Here is a 19,762-nt window from a genome sequence, read left to right on the forward strand (position 1 = left end):
GGGCGTGGAGGACGGGGCGGGGCGCCGGACCGTTTCTGCGTGGGGGGCGCGGGCGGGCCCGGGGGCCCGGCGGGCTACTTGATGCCCGCCGCCTCGCAGGCCGCCTTGTACTCGGCGGTGCAGATGTCGGCCGCCTTGTAGACGTTGTCGGCGATGATCGTGGAGGCGATGTTCTCCTTGGTCACGACCTGCGCGTCGTAGAGCTTCGCCGGGATGTCCTTGAACTCACCGGTGAGGCTGGTGACCTTGACCGGGACGAGGTCGTCGATCTTCTCGCCCTTGAGGAGCTTGACCGCGATCTCGGCGGTCGTCTCGGCCTCGGGCTTGATCTGCTTGTAGATCGTGAAGGCCTGGTCGCCCTTCAGGATGCGCTGCAGACCCGCGAGTTCGGCGTCCTGGCCGCCGACCGGGACCTTGACGGCCTGCTTGTTGAGGGCGGTGATGATGCCGCCGGCCATGCCGTCGTTGGCGGAGTACACGCCCTGGAAGCCGGTCTTGCCCAGCGAGTCGATGGCGGCACCCATCTTCTTGTTGGCCTCGTCCGGGGACCAGTCCGGGATGTCCTGCTCGTAGACGACCTTCTTGACGCCGCTGTCGAGGACGCTGTGGGCACCCTTCTTGAACAGCGGGGCGTTGGGGTCGGTCGGCGAGCCGTTGATCATGACAACGTTGGCGTCCTTCGCCTTGTCGCCGAGCGCCTTCACGAGCGCCTCGCCCTGGAGGCGGCCGATCTTCTCGTTGTCGTACGAGACGTAGGCGGAGATCGGGCCCTCGGCCAGGCGGTCGTACGCGACGACCTTGACGCCCTTCTTCTCGGCCTGCTGGACCCAGGACTTGGTGGCCTTGTAGTCGACCGAGTCCAGGATGATGACCTTGACGCCCTGCGTCACGAGCGCGTCGAACTGCTTCTTCTGCGTCTCGGTGTCCTGCGCGGCGTTGTTGTACTTGACCTCGCAGTCCGAACAGAGGGCCTTGATCTTCGCCTCGATGATCGGGCGGTCGAAGGTCTCGTAGCGCGTGGTCTTGTTCTCCGGCAGCAGCAGACCGATGGTCTTGCCGTCGCCGCCGTTGCCGTCGCCGGACCCGTTGTCGCCGGCCTGGCCACAGGCGGCAAGGGAGAGGGCCATGGAAACCGCGGCCGTGCCTATGACGACGCGACGCGTCACTGCGTTCATGTGGGGTTGCCTCCCTGACGAGGCCGCGACATTGCGGCCGAGGTGGCTGGAAGTCAACTCGGCCGCCGGGTCGACGTCAAGGAGTAAATCCTTAACGAGACGACAACGGTGCCATTCGTTATCTAAGTGAAGGCAGGCGTCCGAGTCGCCGCGGTGCCCGACGGGGTGCCCGCATTGCTCGCGGACCCCCCGGAGCCTTCCAAAAGAGTCGAATCGCCCATCTCGCTAAGAACCAGGGCAAGGGCGCCGAGCACCTCCGCGCGCCCGCCCAGCGCCCCAGGGGCCAGCGAAAGCTGCCGGGCGGCGCTGGGGATGGCATAGCGCGACACGGAGTCCCTGATGGGCGCCAGGACCAGTTCTCCGGCCTCTGCGAGGTCGCCGCCGAGCACCACCCGGCTGGGGTTCAGGAGGTTACAGAGGTTGGCGATACCGCTGCCGATGTGCCGCCCGACGTCGGCGATCACCCGGCGGCAGCCGGGGTCGCCCTCCCTGGCCAGCTGGACCACCCGTTCCATGGTCAGGTCCGGGCCGTGGCTGGGCTGCAGCAGCGGCAGCACGTAGCGGGCGGCCGTGAAGGTCTCCAGGCAGCCCCGGTTGCCGCAGCGGCAGACCGGGCCCGACTCGTCGAGCGTGATGTGCCCGATCTCCCCCGCGGTGCCGCCCGGGCCGCGGTAGACCCGCCCGTCGATCACCAGACCGGCGCCGACACCGCTGGCGACCTTGATGTACGCGAGGTCCTTCACCCCCCGGCCGCTGCCCCAGACCAGCTCGCCGAGCGCGCCGAGGTTGGCGTCGTTGTCGACGTGCACGGGGACGCCGAGGCGGCCGGAGAGCTCGTCGGCGGGATTGATCCCGCTCCAGCCCGGCAGGATCGACGTGGAGCCCAGGGTGCCCGAGGAGACGTCGATCGGGCCCGGCACGCCGAGACCGACGCCGACGACCTTGTCCCGGCCGATGCCGGTGGCCGCGATCAGCCTGCTGACCAGCTGCTCCGCCCGGTCGAAGCCCTCCGCGGACGAGGCGTCCACGTCCAGCGGCTCGGCCTCCTCGGCGAGCACCTGGTGGGCCAGGTTGCCGACCGCGACCCGCAGGTGGGTGTGGCCGAAGTCGACGCCGATGACGATGCCGGCGTCGCCGCTCAGCGAGACGCTGCGGGCCCGGCGGCCCCCGGCGGAGGTCGGGGTGACCTCGACCGTCCCACCGTCCTTCAGCTCCCGCACGATGTTGGAGACCGTGGCGGCGGACAGGCCCGTCGCCCGGGCGATCTCCGCCTGGGTGAGCGATCCGGCCATCCTTACCGCCCGGACGACCCGCTCGAGATTGGCCCGGTGCAGCGAGGACTGCGACCCCGGAGTCTCCATTGACTCTCTCCACCCTACGACGTGTACAAGTTATGAACTCCAAGCTCCTTCGTAGGGCTTGTCGTCGTCAAGTCCTCGACGGTAGTCGAAAACGGACGCAAAAGGTCCGGTCCCGGGACGGAGCCCCGGGACCGGACCGTGGATCGGCGACCTTGTTACTTGAGCGTGGCCGAAGTGAGACCCGCCTGGACCTGCCGCTGGAAGGACAGGTAGACGACGAGCATGGGGATCATGGCGATGGTCACGCCGGCGAAGAGCACCGGCAGGTCGGTCTCGTAGCCCTGCTGCTGCTGGAGCTGGATCAGGCCCTGGGTGAGCACGTAGCGCTCGGGGTCGTCACCGCTCTGCGGCTGCATCAGCACGGTCGGGAGCAGGAACTGGTTCCACTGCCCCAGCGTGTTGAAGATGCCGACGCTGAGCAGGCCCGGCTTGGCCATCGGGAGCATCACCTGGAAGAAGGCCCGGGTGTGCGAGGCGCCGTCCAGGATCGCGGCCTCGAAGACGGCCGTCGGCAGCGTCCTGAAGAAGGAGTGCATGAAGAAGACGGTGAACGGCATCGAGTAGGCGACGTACACCAGGACCAGGCCCTGGTACGTGTTGAGCATCCCGAGCATCTTGACCATGAAGAAGAGCGGGACGAGCGCCAGGAAGACCGGGAACATCGCGCCGGCCACGAAGAAGTAGTAGATGAGCCGGTTGCCCCAGAACTGGTAGCGCGCCAGCACGTAGGCCGCCATGGAGCCGAAGAGCATGGTCAGCGGCACCGAGAACACCAGGACGACGATCGTGTTCACGAAGTAGTCGCCGATGCCCTTGTTCCAGGCGCGGCCGAAGACGTCGAGGGACCAGTTGGCCGGCCAGCCGAAGGCCGACCCGGCGATCTGGGAGTCCGTCTTGAAGGAGCTCAGTACGAGCCAGATCAGCGGCAGCACGATCATCAGCGCCCAGAGGGCGAGGAAGCCGTGCGAGAAGACGTTGAGGACGGTGCCCTCACGGGCGGGGCCCGGGGCCGGGGTGCTCCCCTTGCCGGCCGCGCGCTGCCGGGGTACGGCGGCACTCGTGACGGGGGCGTCGGACTTCTGGATGGGTGCAGTCATCGTGGGTTCTCCCGCTCAGAACTCGAGGCGCTCGCGGCGGGTGGCGCGCAGCGTGACCACGGACACGATCAGGGTGAGCAGCAGCATGACCACGCCCATGGCGCAGGCGTAACCGCTCTTACCGAAGTAGAGGAAGTTGCGCATCATGACCGTCGACATGGTCTCGCTGTGGTGGTCGGGGCCACCGCCGAACTCGCCCTGGGTCATGGTGGAGACCAGGACGAACATGTCCATGGCCACGATGCCGAGGTAGACCCAGGCGGTCTGCACGGCGTCCCACAGCAGCGGCAGCGTGATGCGGAAGAAGGACTGGGCCCGGCCGGCGCCGTCGATCAGCGCCGCCTCGTAGATGTCCCGGGGGATGGACTGCATGGCGGCGGAGAACAGCACGAGGTAGAAGCCCACGCCGTGCCAGACGACGACCGCGACGAGGGCCCACAGGACGAAGCTGGGCTCGTTCAGCCACTCGACCGGCTGGTCGGCCTCGATGAGGCCGAGCTTCAGCAGCAGGCCGTTGAGCATGCCGCCGGTGTCGCTGCGGTACACCGCGCCGAAGAGGACGGCGAGGATCGCGAGCGAGAGCACCTGCGGGAAGAAGTAGACGACCTTGTAGAACTTGGACCCGGCGACACCCGCGACGCCGCCGGCCCGGCTCCGCCCGCCCGCGTTCACCATGAAGGCGAAGAAGAGGGCGAGCAGAATGGTGATCACCGGGATGAACACCAGGAACAGGATGTTGTGCCAGACCGCTCCCAGGAAGATGTCGTCCTCGAACAGCGCGACGTAATTGTCGAGCCCGACGAAGGAGAAGGTCTGCGACTGGCCCTTCCAGTCGGTCAGCGAGTAGCCGAACGTCTGGATGTACGGCCAGATGACGAAGACCAGATAGAGGGCCACGGGTATGAAGAGAAATCCCGTGACGAACTTGTACTGCCCTTTGCGCATGGCGTTCCTGTCCCTGATGTCCCCGGCGGAGTGATACGCGAGTAGGTTCCGCGTGTCAGGCGCGGTGGTTGTTCTTGGACGCCGGGTCCTTGGCCGCCTTGTCGACCGCGGCCTGCGCCCGCTTGAGCCATTCCGCGGGCTGGATGCGCTTGGCCATCAGCTCGTTGGAGGCGTTCTGGATCTCCGTGTCCATCTCGCTGTACCACTCGGTGTACAGGTAGCGGAACGTGTTGGTGCCGGCCGCCTTGGACGCCTCGACCGTGGACTGGGTGCCGGGGCGCAGCTTGACGCCCGGGTCCACGCCGTCCTGCAGGATGGTGAGGGAGTTGGCCTCCTTCGCGAAGAGCGTCGACCACTCCTTCGAGAGCATCATCCGCATGAACTCCTTCGCCTCGGCCAGGTTCTTGGCCTTGGAGGGGATGATGAAGGGTTCACCGGAGCCGGCGCGGATCGCCTCGTACGGCATCGCGCTGCCGGGCAGCACCGGCATCGGCATGAACTTCATGTCGAAGTCGGCCGGGGTCTGCTTGAGCTGCTCGTTCTCCAGCCAGGAGCCACAGGTGATGAACGCGGCCTTGTACTGGTTCCAGCGGGTCTGCGACTCGGTGTGGGTGAGGCCGTTGGTGCCGGGCATGAGGTAGCCCTTCTCGACCACCTCGTAGATCGCCTCGACGGCCTCCTTGGCCGCGGCGGAGCCGACGAAGGCCTTGGGGTCGAGGTTGTCGATCGCCTTCATGGCGTCCAGACCGCCCTTCTTGGCGATCAGGTCCATGATGGCGACGTTGATGTAGTACGGGAACTTGCCCTGGTGGGCGAGTCCGCCGATGCCCTGGGCGGTGGCGTCCTTGCAGATGGCGAGGAACTCGTCCCAGGTCTTCGGCTCCTTCCAGCCCTTCTCCTTGAAGAGCTTGCCGGAGTACCACAGGCCCCACACCGTGTAGATGTAGTTGAGGGCGACGGTCTTGCCCTCCAGGACACCGGCGTCGATGGTGCCCGGGATCAGGGTGTCGCGGACCTTCTTGGCCGGGTCGTCCACGGACGGCGCGTCGAGGACCTCGGCGAGGTCCAGCAGCTGCCCGTTCTTGTGCAGGACGTCGATCTTGATCTTCTGGGCGCCGGAGTCGTCGACGATGTCCGGCGGGTTGCCGGCGTTGAAGCGCGGCTGGAGCTTGCCGGTGATCTCCTGGGTGCCCGTGTGGGTGGCGGTGATGCCCCACTTCTTTTCGAAGCTGGCCTCCCACGCCTTGGCGTAGTCGTCGCCGTATCCGCCCTTGAAGACGACGACGTCGATCTTGCCGCCCTTGGCGACGCCGAACGGATTGTCCTTCGTCTTCTCGCCCTTGGGCTTGTCGTTGTCCGTGCTGTCGCCACCGCTGGAGGCGCACGCGGACAGGAAACTCATGGTCGGCACCGAGATCAGACCGAGGGCGGCGGAACGCTTGATCAGATCGCGACGGCCGAGGCCCTCATCGTGCCGGGCGGAGGTGGATCCCATGCTCAAGTCCTCGCCTTCATTCAGGACTCAGGCGGTGTACCGGTCGCCCGTACAGAATTCGCCACAGGCGAAGGGCCCCGCCACCGCGGTCAATTGCAGCTGGGTCGTGCAGGCGTCGGGCCGTCGTCGGTGTCTACGACGGGCGGGACGCCGACAGGTATAGTCCACTTCCCGCCGCCGGAGCAAGATCGAAACCAGCTTTCCCCGGCAGTCTTCTCCGAGTTGAGACCTGCGGGATATCCGAGGCGTTTCTGCCCCGTTTCCTCCCTCGAATTGCCGTCAACACCCTTGACACCACCTGCGACTTGCCCTTCTCCTTGGTTCTTGCGCGACCGGTTTGACAACGTTGTCTAGAACCAGCGGCAGGAGCGACGACACGGCATGCACCCCCATCTCAGAGCGGTCTCCCTGGTGGCCTCGGCGGCGCTGGTCCTGAGCCTCACCCCCGCGGTGGCTCAGGCGCTTCCGGGCACAACGGAACAACCCGGCGGATCCGTACGGGAGTTCACCACCTCCTTCGAACCGGAGGAAACCCAGCCCACCTGGCGCAACACCGTAGAAGTCGGACCCGACGGGAGGAAGCGCGCCTCGGGCGTGGACGGCGGATTCGTCACCGGCATCCCCGGCAACGTCACCGACCACGTCACCACCGTGCGCGCCAGCGGCGAGAACGCGGGCTCCGGCGAGGTCAAGGAGAATCTGGTCGACCTCCAACCGGGTACCAAGTGGCTCGTCTTCGAGCCCACGGCCTGGCTGGAGTTCGACCTCGACCAGCCGGTGAAGCTCGCGACGTACGCGCTGACCTCGGCCAACGACGCCGCGGAGCGCGATCCGCGGGACTGGACCCTCAAGGGCTCGACGGACGGCAACGAGTGGACCGTCCTCGACACCCGCGCCGGCGAGAGCTTCACCAAGCGCTTCGAGACCAGGACGTACGACATCCCGGGCGGCGGCGCGACGGCCTACGCCCACTACCGCCTGGAGATCACCAAGAACGCCGGTGCGGGGCTCACCCAGCTCTCCGACGTTCAATTCTCGAACGGGGACACCTCACAGCCCGTCCCGGAGGAGATGCGCAGCCAGGTCGACCGCGGCCCCAGCGGCTCCCCCACCGCCAAGGCCGGCGTGGGCTTCACCGGCAAGCGCGCACTGCGCTACGCCGGCACCCACAAGGCCGACGGCCGGGCCTACTCGTACAACAAGGTCTTCGACGTCGACACCCGGGTCGTGCGCAACACCGAGCTCTCCTACAAGATCTTCCCGTCGATGTCGGCGTCCGAGACCGACCTGAACTACCCGGCCACGAACGTGTCCGTGGACCTCGCCTTCACCGACGGCACCTATCTGAGCGAACTCGGCGCCACCGACACCTACGGCGGACTCCTCACCCCGCAGGGTCAGGGCGCCGCCAAGCGCCTCTACGTCAACCAGTGGAACCAGGTCACCGCCCGGATCGGCGAGGTCGCCAACGGCAAGACCGTGGACCGGATCCTGGTGGCCTACGACTCCCCCAAGGGCCCGGGCAAGTTCCAGGGCTGGCTCGACGACCTCTCGATCGCGCCGGAGCAGCCGCGGGAGCCGTACGCGCGCCTCTCCGACTACGCCTCGACCCTGCGCGGGACCAACTCCTCCGGCTCCTTCTCCCGCGGCAACACCTTCCCGGCCACCGCGGTGCCGCACGGCTTCAACTTCTGGACGCCGGTGACCAACGCGGCGACGCAGAGCTGGATCTACGAGTACGCGCGCGGCAACAACGCGGACAACCTGCCGACCCTGCAGGCGCTGTCCGTCAGCCATCAGCCGAGCCCCTGGATGGGCGACCGGCAGACCTTCCAGGTGATGCCCTCGGCCGCCGCGGGCAGCCCACCGGCCGACAAGGGCGCCCGCGCGCTCCCCTTCCGCCACACGAACGAGTCGGCGAAGCCGCACTACTACGGCGTCACGTTCGAGAACGGTCTGAAGGCGGAGGTCGCCCCGGCCGACCACGCGGCCGTCATGCGGTTCACCTATCCGGGCGAGGACGCGAGCGTCGTCCTGGACAACGTCACCGCCCAGGGCGGACTCACCGTCGACCCGGCGACCCGTTCCTTCACCGCCTACTCCGACGTGAAGAGCGGGCTGTCCACGGGCGCGGGCCGGATGTTCGTGTACGGCGTCTTCGACGCGCCCGTCACGGACTCCGCGGCACAGGGCGTGCGGGGGCACCTGCGCTTCGACGCGGGCGCCGACCGCACGGTGACCCTGCGGATCGCGACCTCCCTGATCTCGGTCGACCAGGCGAAGGCGAACCTCGCCGGCGAGATCCCGGAGGGCACGGACTTCGGCACCGTGCGGGCGCGGGCGCAGGACGCCTGGGACGAGGTGCTCGGCCGGATCACGGTCGAGGGCGCGACCCACGACCAGCTCGTCACCCTCTACTCCAGCCTCTACCGGCTGTACCTCTACCCCAACTCCGCCTACGAGAAGGTCGGTTCCGAGGACAGGTACGCCAGCCCCTTCTCCGCCCCGGCCGGGCCCGACACCCCGACCCGGACCGGCGCGAAGATCGTCACGGGCAGGGCGTACGTCAACAACGGCTTCTGGGACACCTACCGGACGACCTGGCCGGCCTACTCCCTCCTCACCCCGCGGAAGGCGGGCGAGCTGGTCGACGGCTTCGTGCAGCAGTACAAGGACGGCGGGTGGATCTCCCGCTGGTCCTCCCCCGGCTACGCGGACCTGATGACCGGCACCTCCTCGGACGTGGCCTTCGCGGACGCGTACGTGAAGGGCGTCGACTTCGACGCGGAGGCGGCGTACGAGGCGGCCCTGAAGAACGCGACCGTCGTGGCTCCCAGCCGGGGCGTCGGCCGCAAGGGCATGGAGACCTCCCCGTTCACCGGCTACGCCTCGACCGAGACCCACGAGGGCCTCTCCTGGTCCCTGGAGGGCTATCTCAACGACTACGGCATCGCGAGGATGGGCCAGGCGCTCTACGAGAAGACCGGCAGGAAGCGCTACCAGGAGGAGTCCGCGTACTTCCTCAACCGTGCGCGCTCCTACGTCTCCCTCTTCGACACGAAGGCCGGCTTCTTCCAGGGCCGGGACGCCGCGGGCGCCTGGCGCGTTCCCTCGGCCTCCTACGACCCGCGGATCTGGGGCTACGACTACACGGAGACCAACGGCTGGGGCTACGCCTTCACCGCCCCGCAGGACTCCCGGGGCCTCGCCAACCTGTACGGCGGGCGGGCGGGCCTCGCGAAGAAGCTCGACGCGTACTTCTCGACGCCGGAGACGGCGAGCCCGGACGTCGCCGGCTCGTACGGCAGCGTCATCCACGAGATGACGGAGGCGCGGGACGTGCGGATGGGCATGTACGGGCACTCCAACCAGGTCGCGCACCACGTGCCGTACATGTACGACGCGGCCGGGCAGCCCTGGAAGACGGCTTCGACGGTCCGCGAGGTCCTCTCCCGCCTGTACACCGGCAGCGAGATCGGGCAGGGCTACCACGGCGACGAGGACAACGGCGAGCAGTCGGCCTGGTTCCTCTTCTCCGCGCTCGGCTTCTATCCGCTGGTGATGGGCAGCGGGGAGTACGCGATCGGCTCCCCGCTCTTCACGAAGGCGACCGTACGGATGGACAACGGGCGCACGCTGGTCGTCGAGGCCCCGCGCAACAGCGCGCGCAACATCTACGTCCAGGGCGTGAAGCTGAACGGGCAGCGGTGGAACTCGACGGCGCTGCCGCACGACCTGCTGGCCCGGGGCGGCACGCTGAAGTTCGACATGGGTCCGCAGCCCTCGGCCTGGGGCACGGGCGCCTCGGCCGGCCCGGTCTCGATCACCAAGGACGACAAGGTGCCGGCACCGCGCGCGGACCTGGTGAAGGGGGCGGGGCCGCTGTTCGACGACACCTCGGTGACGGCGGGGCCGGTGTCCGGCCCGGTCGGGCTCCCGGTGGCGGGTCCGGTGAAGGCTGTCCAGTACACGCTGACCTCGTCGGCGGACCGGGCGAAGGCGCCGGCGAGCTGGGTGCTCCAGGGCTCGGCGGACGGTGTGACCTGGAAGGACCTGGACCGGCGCGACGGCGAGTCCTTCGCCTGGGCGCGCCAGACCCGGGTGTTCTCGGTGTCGGCGCCCGGCACGTACGCGAAGTACCGGCTGGTGGCGGCCGGTACGGGCGGTGAGCTCGCGGAGGCCGAGCTGCTCGGCTGACGTTCCGCGGACATGCGTAAGGGCCCGTCTCCTCGGAGACGGGCCCTTACTGCTGATCCTTAGCCGCGGATCAGGTTGCGCAGCACGTACTGCATGATGCCGCCGTTGCGGTAGTAGTCCGCCTCACCGGGGGTGTCGATGCGGACGACCGCGTCGAACTCGACACCGGTGTCGGTGATGACCTTGACCGTGCTCGGGGTCGTGCCCTCGTTCAGCTCGGTGATGCCGGTGATGGAGAAGGTCTCCTCACCGGTCAGACCGAGCGAGTCGGCCGACTGGCCGGCCGGGAACTGCAGCGGCAGGACGCCCATGCCGATGAGGTTCGAGCGGTGGATGCGCTCGTACGACTCGGTGATGACGGCCTTGACGCCGAGGAGCGCGGTGCCCTTGGCCGCCCAGTCACGGGACGAGCCGGAGCCGTACTCCTTGCCACCGAGGATGACCAGCGGGGTGCCGGCGGCCTGGTAGTTCTGCGAGGCGTCGTAGATGAAGGAGACCGGGCCGCCCTCCTGCGTGAAGTCACGCGTGAAGCCGCCCTCGGTGCCCGGCGCGATCTGGTTGCGCAGGCGGATGTTGGCGAAGGTGCCGCGGATCATGACCTCGTGGTTGCCACGGCGCGAGCCGTAGGAGTTGAAGTCGCGACGCTCCACACCATGCTCGGTGAGGTACTTGCCGGCCGGGGTGTCGGCCTTGATGGCACCGGCCGGGGAGATGTGGTCGGTGGTGACCGAGTCGCCGAGCTTCGCCAGCACGCGCGCGCCGGTGATGTCGGTGACCGGGGTGGTCTCCATCGTCATGCCCTCGAAGTACGGGGGCTTCCGGACGTAGGTCGACTCGGCGTCCCACTCGAAGGTGTTGCCGGTCGGGATCGACAGCGCCTGCCACTGGGCGTCGCCGGCGAACACGTCCTGGTAGGACTTCGAGAACATGTCCTCGCCGATGGCGTTGGCGACGACGTCGTTGACCTCGGCCTCGGAGGGCCAGATGTCGGCCAGGTAGACCGGCTTGCCGTCCTGGTCGGTGCCGAGGGCGTCCTTGGTGATGTCCACCTTCATGGACCCGGCGAGGGCGTACGCGACGACCAGCGGCGGGGAGGCCAGGTAGTTCATCTTGACGTCGGGGTTGATCCGGCCCTCGAAGTTCCGGTTGCCGGAGAGGACCGAGGTGACCGCGAGGTCGTGCTCGTTGACGGCCTTGGAGACCTCCTCCGGCAGCGGGCCGGAGTTGCCGATGCAGGTGGTGCAGCCGTAGCCGACGAGGTTGAAGCCGACCTTGTCGAGGTACGGGGTCAGGCCCGCCTTGTCGAAGTAGTCGGTGACGACCTTCGAGCCCGGGGCGAGGGTGGTCTTGACCCACGGCTTGCGGGTCAGGCCCTTCTCCACGGCCTTCTTCGCAACGAGCGCGGCGGCGACCATGACGTACGGGTTCGAGGTGTTGGTGCAGGAGGTGATGGCCGCGACCGTCACCGCGCCGTGGTCGAGCGTGTAGGTCGAGCCGTCGGGGGCGGTGACCTGGACCGGGTTCGACGGGACGGTGCTGCTGACGGCCGGGGCGTCGGAGGCCGGGAAGGACTCCTGGCCCGCCTCGTCGACCATGTCGACGTAGTTGCGGACGTCCTGGGCGAACTGCTCGGCGGCGTTCGCGAGGACGATGCGGTCCTGCGGGCGCTTCGGGCCGGCGATCGACGGGACGACGGTGGAGAGGTCGAGCTCCAGCTTCTCGGAGAAGTCGGGCTCGGCGGACGGGTCCAGCCAGAGGCCCTGCTCCTTGGCGTACGCCTCGACGAGCGCGACCTGCTGCTCGGAGCGGCCGGTGAGCTTGAGGTAGTTCAGGGTCTCGCCGTCGATCGGGAAGATCGCGGCGGTGGAGCCGAACTCCGGCGACATGTTGCCGATGGTGGCGCGGTTGGCGAGGGAGGTGGCGGCGACGCCCTCACCGTAGAACTCGACGAACTTGCCGACGACGCCGTGCTTGCGCAGCATCTCGGTGATCGTGAGGACCAGGTCGGTGGCGGTGGTGCCGGTGGGCAGCTCCCCGGTGAGCTTGAAGCCGACCACGCGCGGGATCAGCATGGAGACCGGCTGGCCGAGCATCGCGGCCTCGGCCTCGATGCCGCCGACGCCCCAGCCGAGGACGCCGAGGCCGTTGACCATGGTGGTGTGCGAGTCGGTGCCGACGAGGGTGTCGGGGTAGGCCTGGCCGTTGCGGACCATGACCGTGCGCGCCAGGTGCTCGATGTTCACCTGGTGGACGATGCCGGTGCCCGGCGGGACGACCTTGAAGTCGTCGAAGGCGGTCTGGCCCCAGCGCAGGAACTGGTAGCGCTCGCGGTTGCGGCCGTACTCCAGCTCGACGTTCTGCGCGAACGCGTCGTTGGTGCCGAACTTGTCGGCGATGACGGAGTGGTCGATGACCATCTCGGCCGGGGAGAGCGGGTTGATCTTCGCCGGGTCGCCGCCGAGCGCCGCGACGGCCTCACGCATGGTGGCGAGGTCGACGACACAGGGGACACCGGTGAAGTCCTGCATGATCACGCGGGCCGGCGTGAACTGGATCTCCTGGCTCGGCTGGGCCTGCGAGTCCCAGTTGCCCAGGGCCCGGATGTGGTCGGCGGTGATGTTCGCGCCGTCCTCGGTGCGGAGAAGGTTCTCGAGGAGGACCTTCAGGCTGTAGGGGAGCCGGGCCGAGCCCTCCACCTTGTCCAGGCGGAAGATCTCGTAGGACTCGTCACCCACGCGCAGCGTTGCGCGGGCGTCGAAGCTGTTCGCCGACACGACAGTCTCCTTCATATATGTGCGCGTTCCACCACATCCTGCCGCCACGTACACGTCGTCGATCCGCTAAGGTAAGGCTAAGTTAGGTAATCCTTACCGGGGTGGCGGCAGCGGTGCGCCTCGGCAGATATCTCGATGTCGAGATAACTCTAGTACATGACCGGCGGTCGGTCATGCCCGGCATGCGCCCGAGCCGCTGCGGCTTCGCCGCGAGGACGGCGCGCACGCGGTCCGAGTCCGCCGGGTCGGCGGCGCCGCGCTTCGGAAGGACGGCGCGGATCCGCTGGCGGCGCCGTCCCCGGTCCACCCTCTCGTCCGCCTCTGCCCGATCACCCGCCTCCGCCGATCAGGCGGTGCCCAGGAAGGTGAGGAGCGACGCCGTGAAGGTGTCCGGGTCGTCGAGCCAGGGGTAGTGCCCGGCTCCGGGCTGGACGGTGACGGAGGCATCCGGCATCAGGTCCAGGAGTTCGGCCACCGCGCTCGGCGGGCTGTTGAGGTCGAACTCCCCCGCGAGCAGCAGCACGGGCGAGGCGAGACGGGCGAGCGCGGCACGCGTGGCGGCCGGGGTGAAGGCGCCCTCGGCGCCGAAGCCGGCGACGGCGTCCGCATTGTCCGGCCGGCCCGCGGCGTGGTGCCGGCGGGCGGCATCGTCCCAGCGCCCGTACCGGAAGGGCGCGACGGCCTCCCAGTCGGAGCCGGTGCCGTCGTTGATCGCTTCCAGGGCGGCGAAGGCGGCAGGGAACCAGGGCTCGTGCGCGCGCCGCAGGGCGAGGGCGAGCCGAGCCTCGGCCGGGACGTCGACGCCGACCGCGCGCAGCCCCGGGGTGACGAGGACGAGCCGGGCCACCCGGTGCGGATGGCGGGCGGCGTACTGGAGGGCGATGTTGGCCCCGGCCGAGTGGCCGAGCAGATCGACCCGGTCGAGGCCGAGGTGCGCGCGCAGCGCCTCGATGTCGTCGACGAGCCGGTCGCAGCGGTACGTGGCGGGGTCCGCGGGCCGGGCGGAGGCCCCGGTACCGCGCAGGTCGGGGACGACGAGGGTGCGGCGGGCGGAGAGTCCGCCGAGGTCGCCGAGGTAGGCGGAGTCGGCGGGGCCGCCCGGGACGCAGAGGAGGGGGCGGCCCGATCCGGTGAGGCGGTGGGCGAGCCGGGTGCCGTCGGCGGCGGTGAGGGTGTCACGTCGTTCTTGATGCATAACCACGTTGTACAACCTGGTTATGAGATCTGTCGAGTCCCTGCCGGATGCGGGTATAACTGAGTTGTGACAGACGACGAGAGCGCGGGCAGGCCCCAGGAGCGGACCGGGGGGATGTCCGGCGACCAGATCGGCCGGATGCCCGAGGAACAGGTCGGGCAGATGTCCGAGGAACAGGTCGGGCGGATGTCCGAGGAACAAGTCGGGCAAATATTCGCGGGAATGAACGAGATCATCCGCGCGGGCGAGGAGATGCGCCGCCTGCGCGCCGAGATGATCCAGGCCTTCGCAGGGGCCGGCTGGACCCAGGACCGGCTCGCCCGCCTCGCCGGCATGAGCCAGCCGGCCGTCTCCAAGCAGGTGGCCAAGGAGCGGACCGTCGGGGCGGTCGACATGTCGCTGGACCAGCACGACACCCCCTGGCTGGAAGGGCGGCTGTGGGGGCTGGCCGAGGAGATCTCGGAAGCCCTGGACGACGGCGCCCACTGCTCGCGCCTGGTGCACGTCCTGGCCCGGGGCCGGAAGCGGTTCACCGAGCAGAACGTGGACGCGCTCCGGCGCCTGATGGAGGAGGACCTCCGGGAGCATGCGACGGGGGCGGCATTTCCCGCATACCGGGTCGTCTATGACGCAATCGCGCGTTGCCTGGACGTGCGTTCCACGGCCCGCACGGACGAAGGACCGGCCGGGTCGGCGTCGGCACGGCGGACGCTCGCGTGCCAGATCCAGCGCGTACGCCTGCGGGGCGACATCTGAGCCCGGATGGCCGCAACACAATTGCCGCGAACCGGACTGACTCCGACAATTGAGTCATGTTCAGCGGCGCGCATGTGATCCTCTACAGTCGGGACGCGGAGGCGGACCGGGACTTCCTCAAGGACGTCCTCGGCTTCGACCACGTCGACGCCGGGCGCGGATGGCTCATCTTCAAGCTGCCGCCGGCCGAGATCGCGGTGCACCCCACCGAGGGCGAACCCCGCAGCGAGGTCTACCTGATGTGCGACGACATCGCCGCGACCCTGGCCGCACTGGAAGACCGCGGGGCCGTGGCCCCACGACCCGTCACCGACGAGGGCTGGGGCCGGGTCTGCTCCGTACGGCTGCCGAGCGGAACCGAACTGCCGCTGTACGAACCGCATCACCCCATTGCCCACAGCCTGTCACCCTGATGGCCTACCCCACCGCGAGCGTCATCTCATATCTGAGATAACGTGACGCCATGGCAGACGACTACCTCGTACGCATCGGCAAGCTCATCCGTGACGCCCGTCAGCACCGCGGCTGGACCCAGACGCAGCTGGCCGAAGCACTCGGCACCAGCCAGAGCGCCGTCAACCGGATCGAACGCGGCAATCAGAACATCAGCCTTGAGATGATCGCCCGCATCGGCGAAGCCCTCGACAGCGAGATCGTCGCTCTCGGTTACGCCGGACCGATGCACCTGCGGGTCGTCGGCCGCCGTCGGCTCTCCGGCGCCATCGACGTCAAGACGAGCAAGAACGCCTGTGTCGCGCTGCTGTGCGCCTCGCTCCTCAACTCGGGCCGCACGGTGCTGCGCCGGGTCGCCCGCATCGAGGAGGTCTTCCGTCTCCTGGAGGTCCTCAACTCGATCGGCGTCCGCACCCGCTGGATCAACGAGGGCGTCGACCTGGAGATCGTGCCGCCGGCCGAGCTGGACATGGAGTCCATCGACGCCGAGGCCGCGATCCGCACCCGGTCGATCATCATGTTCCTCGGCCCGCTGCTGCACCGCATGGACCGTTTCAAGCTGCCCTACGCCGGCGGCTGCGACCTCGGCACCCGCACGATCGAGCCCCACATGATCGCGCTGCGCCGCTTCGGCCTCGACATCACCGCGACCGAGGGCCTCTACCACGCGCAGGTCGAGCAGTCCGTCACCCCCGACCGCCCGATCGTCCTGACCGAGCGCGGCGACACCGTCACCGAGAACGCCCTGCTCGCGGCCGCCCGCCACGACGGCGTCACGGTCATCCGCAACGCCTCCTCCAACTACATGGTCCAGGACCTGTGCTTCTTCCTGGAGGCGCTCGGCGTCCGGGTCGAGGGCATCGGCACCACGACCCTGACCGTGCACGGCATCCCGCAGATCGACGTCGACGTCGACTACTCCCCCTCCGAGGACCCGGTCGAGGCGATGAGCCTGCTCGCGGCGGCCGTCGTCACCGAGTCGGAGCTGACGATCCGCCGGGTCCCCATCGAGTTCATGGAGATCGAGCTCGCGGTCCTGGAGGAGATGGGCCTCGACCACGACCGCTCGGCCGAGTACGCGGCGGACAACGGCCGCACCCGCCTGGTCGACCTCACGGTCCGCCCCTCCAAGCTGGAGGCGCCGATCGACAAGATCCACCCGATGCCCTTCCCGGGCCTCAACATCGACAACGTCCCCTTCTTCGCGGCCATCGCGGCCACCGCCCAGGGCAAGACGCTCATCCACGACTGGGTCTACGACAACCGCGCCATCTACCTCACCGACCTCAACCGCCTCGGCGGCCGCCTCCAGCTCCTCGACCCCCACCGCGTCCTGGTCGAGGGCCCCACCCGCTGGCGCGCCGCCGAGATGATGTGCCCGCCGGCCCTGCGCCCGGCGGTGGTCGTCCTCCTCGCGATGATGGCGGCGGAGGGCACCTCGGTGCTGCGCAACGTCTACGTCATCAACCGCGGGTACGAGGAACTGGCGGAGCGCCTGAACTCGGTGGGGGCTCAGATCGAGATCTTCCGGGACATCTAGGACGAAGCGCCCGGATGAGCCGCTGAGGCCGAGGCCCCGTCACCCCCGCTCCGGGGGTGACGGGGCCTCCGGCCGTTTGCGGGCCGCCCGTCGGACGCCGGTGCGGCCGCGGCCGCTTCGGCGTCCGCATCACCCTCGGCGTCCGCATCAGCCTCGGCGACCTCGTCCGCCCCGGCGTCCGGAAACTCGTCGCTCGGGGCACCGCCCGGCGGTTCCCCCCGGGCCCCCGCCTGGGTATTCATGGGTCCGGGACCGCTGTTCGCCGACGTCGAGCCGGTCCGAGGGAGGCACGACGGTGCACCACTACACGGGTCCCGGTACCGCGGTGGAGTCCAACGAGTATCTGAGGAGACGGGCCGACGGCGGCGCGCGGGCGCTGGCCGTCGTCGTCGACGTCCCCACCCGGCAGGGCTACGACTCCGACAGCCGCGAGGCCGCCGGGCGGGTGGGGCGGGCCGGGGTGGCGATCGACTCGGTCGACGACATGCGCGTGCTCTTCCGGGGGATCCGGCTGGGCGCGGTGTCGGTGACCCTGACCGCCGCCGACCCGGCCGGGGCGCTGCTCCTGCTGTGCCAGCTGGTCGGCGAGGAGCAGGGCGTTCCGGCCCGCCGGATGAAGGGCGTCCTGGGTACCGGGGGTGCGGGCGGGCCACGGGTCTTCCCGGCGTCCGCCGCGCCGCGGCCGGGCGCCGACGTCCTCGCGTACCTCCGCGCCGAACTGCCCGGCTGGACCTTCCGCGAGGTGGCCGCTCCCCCGCCGGACGCGGCCTGTCTGCCGTGCCCGGTGCTGGAGTCCCGGCAGCGGGAGCGGCTGGCGAAGCTGCGGGCCTGGCGGGACCAGGACCTGGTCGGCGAGGCGCTGTTGCGGGTGCACAAGGCCGCCTGGGGTACGGACGGGGTGCTCCCGCCGATGAAGGACGCGCTCAGGTCGGGCGCGACGGTGGGCGAGGTCTACGGGACGCTGCGCGAGGTGTGGGGCGGCGGGGTCGGCCCGCAGGGAGCGCCACGCCGGACGGCCTGAGGCCGGGCCGGCCCGCAGGGAACGCCACGCCGGACGGCCTGAGGCCGGTCGACCTGCCGGGGCGCCGCCGCGCCGGACGTGAGGCCGGGACGGCGCCCCCGACACCCGGGGCCCTCAGCCCGGTGGCACCATCGCCCCGCCCTGCAGGCGTTCGAGGTCCGAGGCGCGGACCTTGATGACGAACAGGGCGATGAAGAAGGCGACCACGCCGAAGATGGCGGCCGTGATGAATCCGGCCGAGACGCCGGAGGTAAGCACCTGGTCGGCCCACGGTGGGGGGAGTTCGCCGGTCTTGGCGAACGCGGCCTTCTGCAGGGGGGTCGCCTGCGAGAGGAAGAGGGGCACCTGGGTCTCCGCCTCGTTGCGGCTGGCGGTGCCGAAGACCGTGACGAGGATCGACAGGCCCAGCGAACCGCCCACCTGCTGCATGGCGTTGAGCAGTCCCGAGGCGGCTCCGGCCTCCTGGGGTTCGACGTTGGACAGCGCCATGATCGTGAGGGAGACGAACATCAGGCCCATGCCGAGACCGAAGACCAGGATCGGTCCGAGGATGCTGCCGAGGTAGGTGGAGTCGACGTCGGTCAGCGTCAGCCAGGACAGGCCTCCCGCGGCCAGGAGAGAGCCGGTCACCATGAAGGGTTTGGGTCCGTAACGCGGCAGCAGGTTGGAGGTGAGCCCCGCGCCGACCGCGATGATCGCGCTGACCGGCAGGAAGGCGAGTCCGGTCGAGAGCGGGCTGAAGCCCAGGACCTGCTGGACGAACAGGGTGAGGAAGAAGAACATCCCGAAGATCGCCGCCGCCAGGCACAGCATGATGGCGTAGGTGCCGGAGCGGTTGCGGTCGGCGAACATGTGCAGCGGGGTGATGGGCTGCTGCGAGCGCCGTTCGTTGAAGACGAAGGCCACGAGCAGGAGGATGGCCGCCACGAAGGAACCGATGGTGTAAGGATCCCGCCAGCCCTCCTGGGCGGCGCGGATGAAGCCGTACACCAGGGCGACCATGCCGAGGGTCGAGAAGAGGGCGCCGGCGAGGTCGAAGTGTCCGGGGTGCCGTTCGGACTCCTTGACGTGCCGGGGCGTGAGGAAGGCGATGAGCACGGCGATCGGCACGTTCACGAAGAAGATCCAGCGCCAGTCGAGCCATTCGACGAGCATGCCGCCGGCGACCAGGCCTATCGCGCCGCCGCCCGCCGAGACGCCCGCGAAGACGCCGAAGGCCCGGTTGCGCTCCGGTCCTTCGTCGAAGGTCGTGGTGATGAGGGAGAGCGACGTCGGCGAGGCGATGGCGCCGCCGACGCCCTGGAGCGCGCGGGCCGCGAGGAGCTGGCCCTCGCTCTGGGCAAGTCCGCAGAACAGGGAGGCGAGCCCGAAGAGCAGGACGCCGAACATGAAGACGCGGCGCCGGCCCAGGATGTCACCGGTGCGCCCGCCGAGGAGCAGCAGGCCGCCGAAGGTCAGCGTGTAGGCGTTGACGACCCACGACAGGCTGGTGGTGGAGAAGTCCAGCGCTTCCTGGATGTGCGGGAGGGCGACGTTCACGATGGTGATGTCGAGGACCACCATCAGCTGGCAGGAGGCGATCACGAAGAGGGCGATGCCCTTGCCGTCGCCGCCCGACTTCGGGGCGGCGGTCTGTTGCGGGGTCGTCGGCTTCGGAGTGCTCATGACGCATCGTGCCCTCACCTGCGGGAAGGGGCCGGTCAGTCCACCTTTCGACACTAAGCCCGGCCCCCGGGCGTGACCAGTTGATCAA

General features: G+C 69.2%; 13 protein-coding genes. 5 read left to right on the top strand and 8 right to left on the bottom strand.

Annotation, left to right across the window (positions count from 1 at the left end):
* Positions 1-74 precede the first annotated feature (74 nt).
* The 5 genes from ACIRQF_RS29035 to ngcE all read right to left on the bottom strand — a co-directional run bounded on the left by ACIRQF_RS29035 (position 75) and on the right by ngcE (position 6,073).
* On the bottom strand, positions 75-1,175 hold the full coding sequence (locus ACIRQF_RS29035) for a sugar ABC transporter substrate-binding protein (protein WP_376628911.1): 1,101 nt from the start codon (positions 1,173-1,175) through the stop codon (positions 75-77).
* A 122-nt stretch (positions 1,176-1,297) separates the two neighbouring features.
* Positions 1,298-2,536, bottom strand: coding sequence for an ROK family protein (locus ACIRQF_RS29040; RefSeq protein ID WP_404096352.1), 1,239 nt, complete (start codon positions 2,534-2,536; stop codon positions 1,298-1,300).
* 155 nt (positions 2,537-2,691) lie between these two features.
* Positions 2,692-3,633: a carbohydrate ABC transporter permease gene (locus tag ACIRQF_RS29045; protein ID WP_376628907.1), complete on the bottom strand. Its 942-nt coding sequence runs from the start codon at positions 3,631-3,633 to the stop codon at positions 2,692-2,694.
* A 15-nt stretch (positions 3,634-3,648) separates the two neighbouring features.
* Positions 3,649-4,578: a carbohydrate ABC transporter permease gene (locus ACIRQF_RS29050; protein WP_376628905.1), complete on the bottom strand. Its 930-nt coding sequence runs from the start codon at positions 4,576-4,578 to the stop codon at positions 3,649-3,651.
* A 55-nt stretch (positions 4,579-4,633) separates the two neighbouring features.
* The gene (gene ngcE / locus ACIRQF_RS29055) at positions 4,634-6,073 is read right to left on the bottom strand and encodes an N-acetylglucosamine/diacetylchitobiose ABC transporter substrate-binding protein (protein WP_382481525.1); all 1,440 of its coding nucleotides are present in this window, start codon (positions 6,071-6,073) and stop codon (positions 4,634-4,636) included.
* A gap of 381 nt (positions 6,074-6,454) precedes the next feature.
* Here ngcE and ACIRQF_RS29060 point away from each other — a divergent pair, with 381 nt between their 5' ends.
* The gene (locus ACIRQF_RS29060) at positions 6,455-10,270 is read left to right on the top strand and encodes a GH92 family glycosyl hydrolase (protein WP_404096356.1); all 3,816 of its coding nucleotides are present in this window, start codon (positions 6,455-6,457) and stop codon (positions 10,268-10,270) included.
* A gap of 59 nt (positions 10,271-10,329) precedes the next feature.
* Here ACIRQF_RS29060 and acnA read toward each other — a convergent pair whose 3' ends face one another.
* Complete coding sequence (gene acnA, locus ACIRQF_RS29065; RefSeq protein WP_404096359.1) at positions 10,330-13,044, bottom strand: aconitate hydratase AcnA; 2,715 nt, start codon at positions 13,042-13,044, stop codon at positions 10,330-10,332.
* 346 nt (positions 13,045-13,390) lie between these two features.
* The gene (locus tag ACIRQF_RS29070; protein ID WP_404096361.1) at positions 13,391-14,239 is read right to left on the bottom strand and encodes an alpha/beta fold hydrolase; all 849 of its coding nucleotides are present in this window, start codon (positions 14,237-14,239) and stop codon (positions 13,391-13,393) included.
* Positions 14,240-14,305: 66 nt separating this feature from the next.
* On the opposite strand from ACIRQF_RS29070, the gene ACIRQF_RS29075 reads away from it, so the two are divergent.
* The 4 genes from ACIRQF_RS29075 to ACIRQF_RS29090 all read left to right on the top strand — a co-directional run bounded on the left by ACIRQF_RS29075 (position 14,306) and on the right by ACIRQF_RS29090 (position 18,009).
* Entirely contained in the window at positions 14,306-14,995 is a 690-nt protein-coding gene (locus ACIRQF_RS29075) for a sigma-70 family RNA polymerase sigma factor (protein ID WP_404096363.1), read from the top strand.
* A 56-nt stretch (positions 14,996-15,051) separates the two neighbouring features.
* Complete coding sequence (locus ACIRQF_RS29080) at positions 15,052-15,408, top strand: VOC family protein (RefSeq protein ID WP_376628893.1); 357 nt, start codon at positions 15,052-15,054, stop codon at positions 15,406-15,408.
* A gap of 50 nt (positions 15,409-15,458) precedes the next feature.
* Positions 15,459-16,988, top strand: coding sequence for a helix-turn-helix domain-containing protein (locus tag ACIRQF_RS29085; protein WP_404096366.1), 1,530 nt, complete (start codon positions 15,459-15,461; stop codon positions 16,986-16,988).
* Between the two features lie 295 nt (positions 16,989-17,283).
* The gene (locus tag ACIRQF_RS29090) at positions 17,284-18,009 is read left to right on the top strand and encodes a methylmalonyl-CoA mutase family protein (RefSeq protein ID WP_404096368.1); all 726 of its coding nucleotides are present in this window, start codon (positions 17,284-17,286) and stop codon (positions 18,007-18,009) included.
* Positions 18,010-18,123: 114 nt separating this feature from the next.
* Here ACIRQF_RS29090 and ACIRQF_RS29095 read toward each other — a convergent pair whose 3' ends face one another.
* A complete protein-coding gene (locus ACIRQF_RS29095; protein WP_376628865.1) occupies positions 18,124-19,674 on the bottom strand; it encodes an MFS transporter in 1,551 nt (516 codons plus the stop codon).
* Between the last annotated feature and the right edge of the window lie 88 nt (positions 19,675-19,762).

Origin of the sequence: Streptomyces sp. NPDC101191, from assembly GCF_044767915.1 — a bacterium.
In the GTDB taxonomy this organism is placed as follows: domain Bacteria; phylum Actinomycetota; class Actinomycetes; order Streptomycetales; family Streptomycetaceae; genus Streptomyces.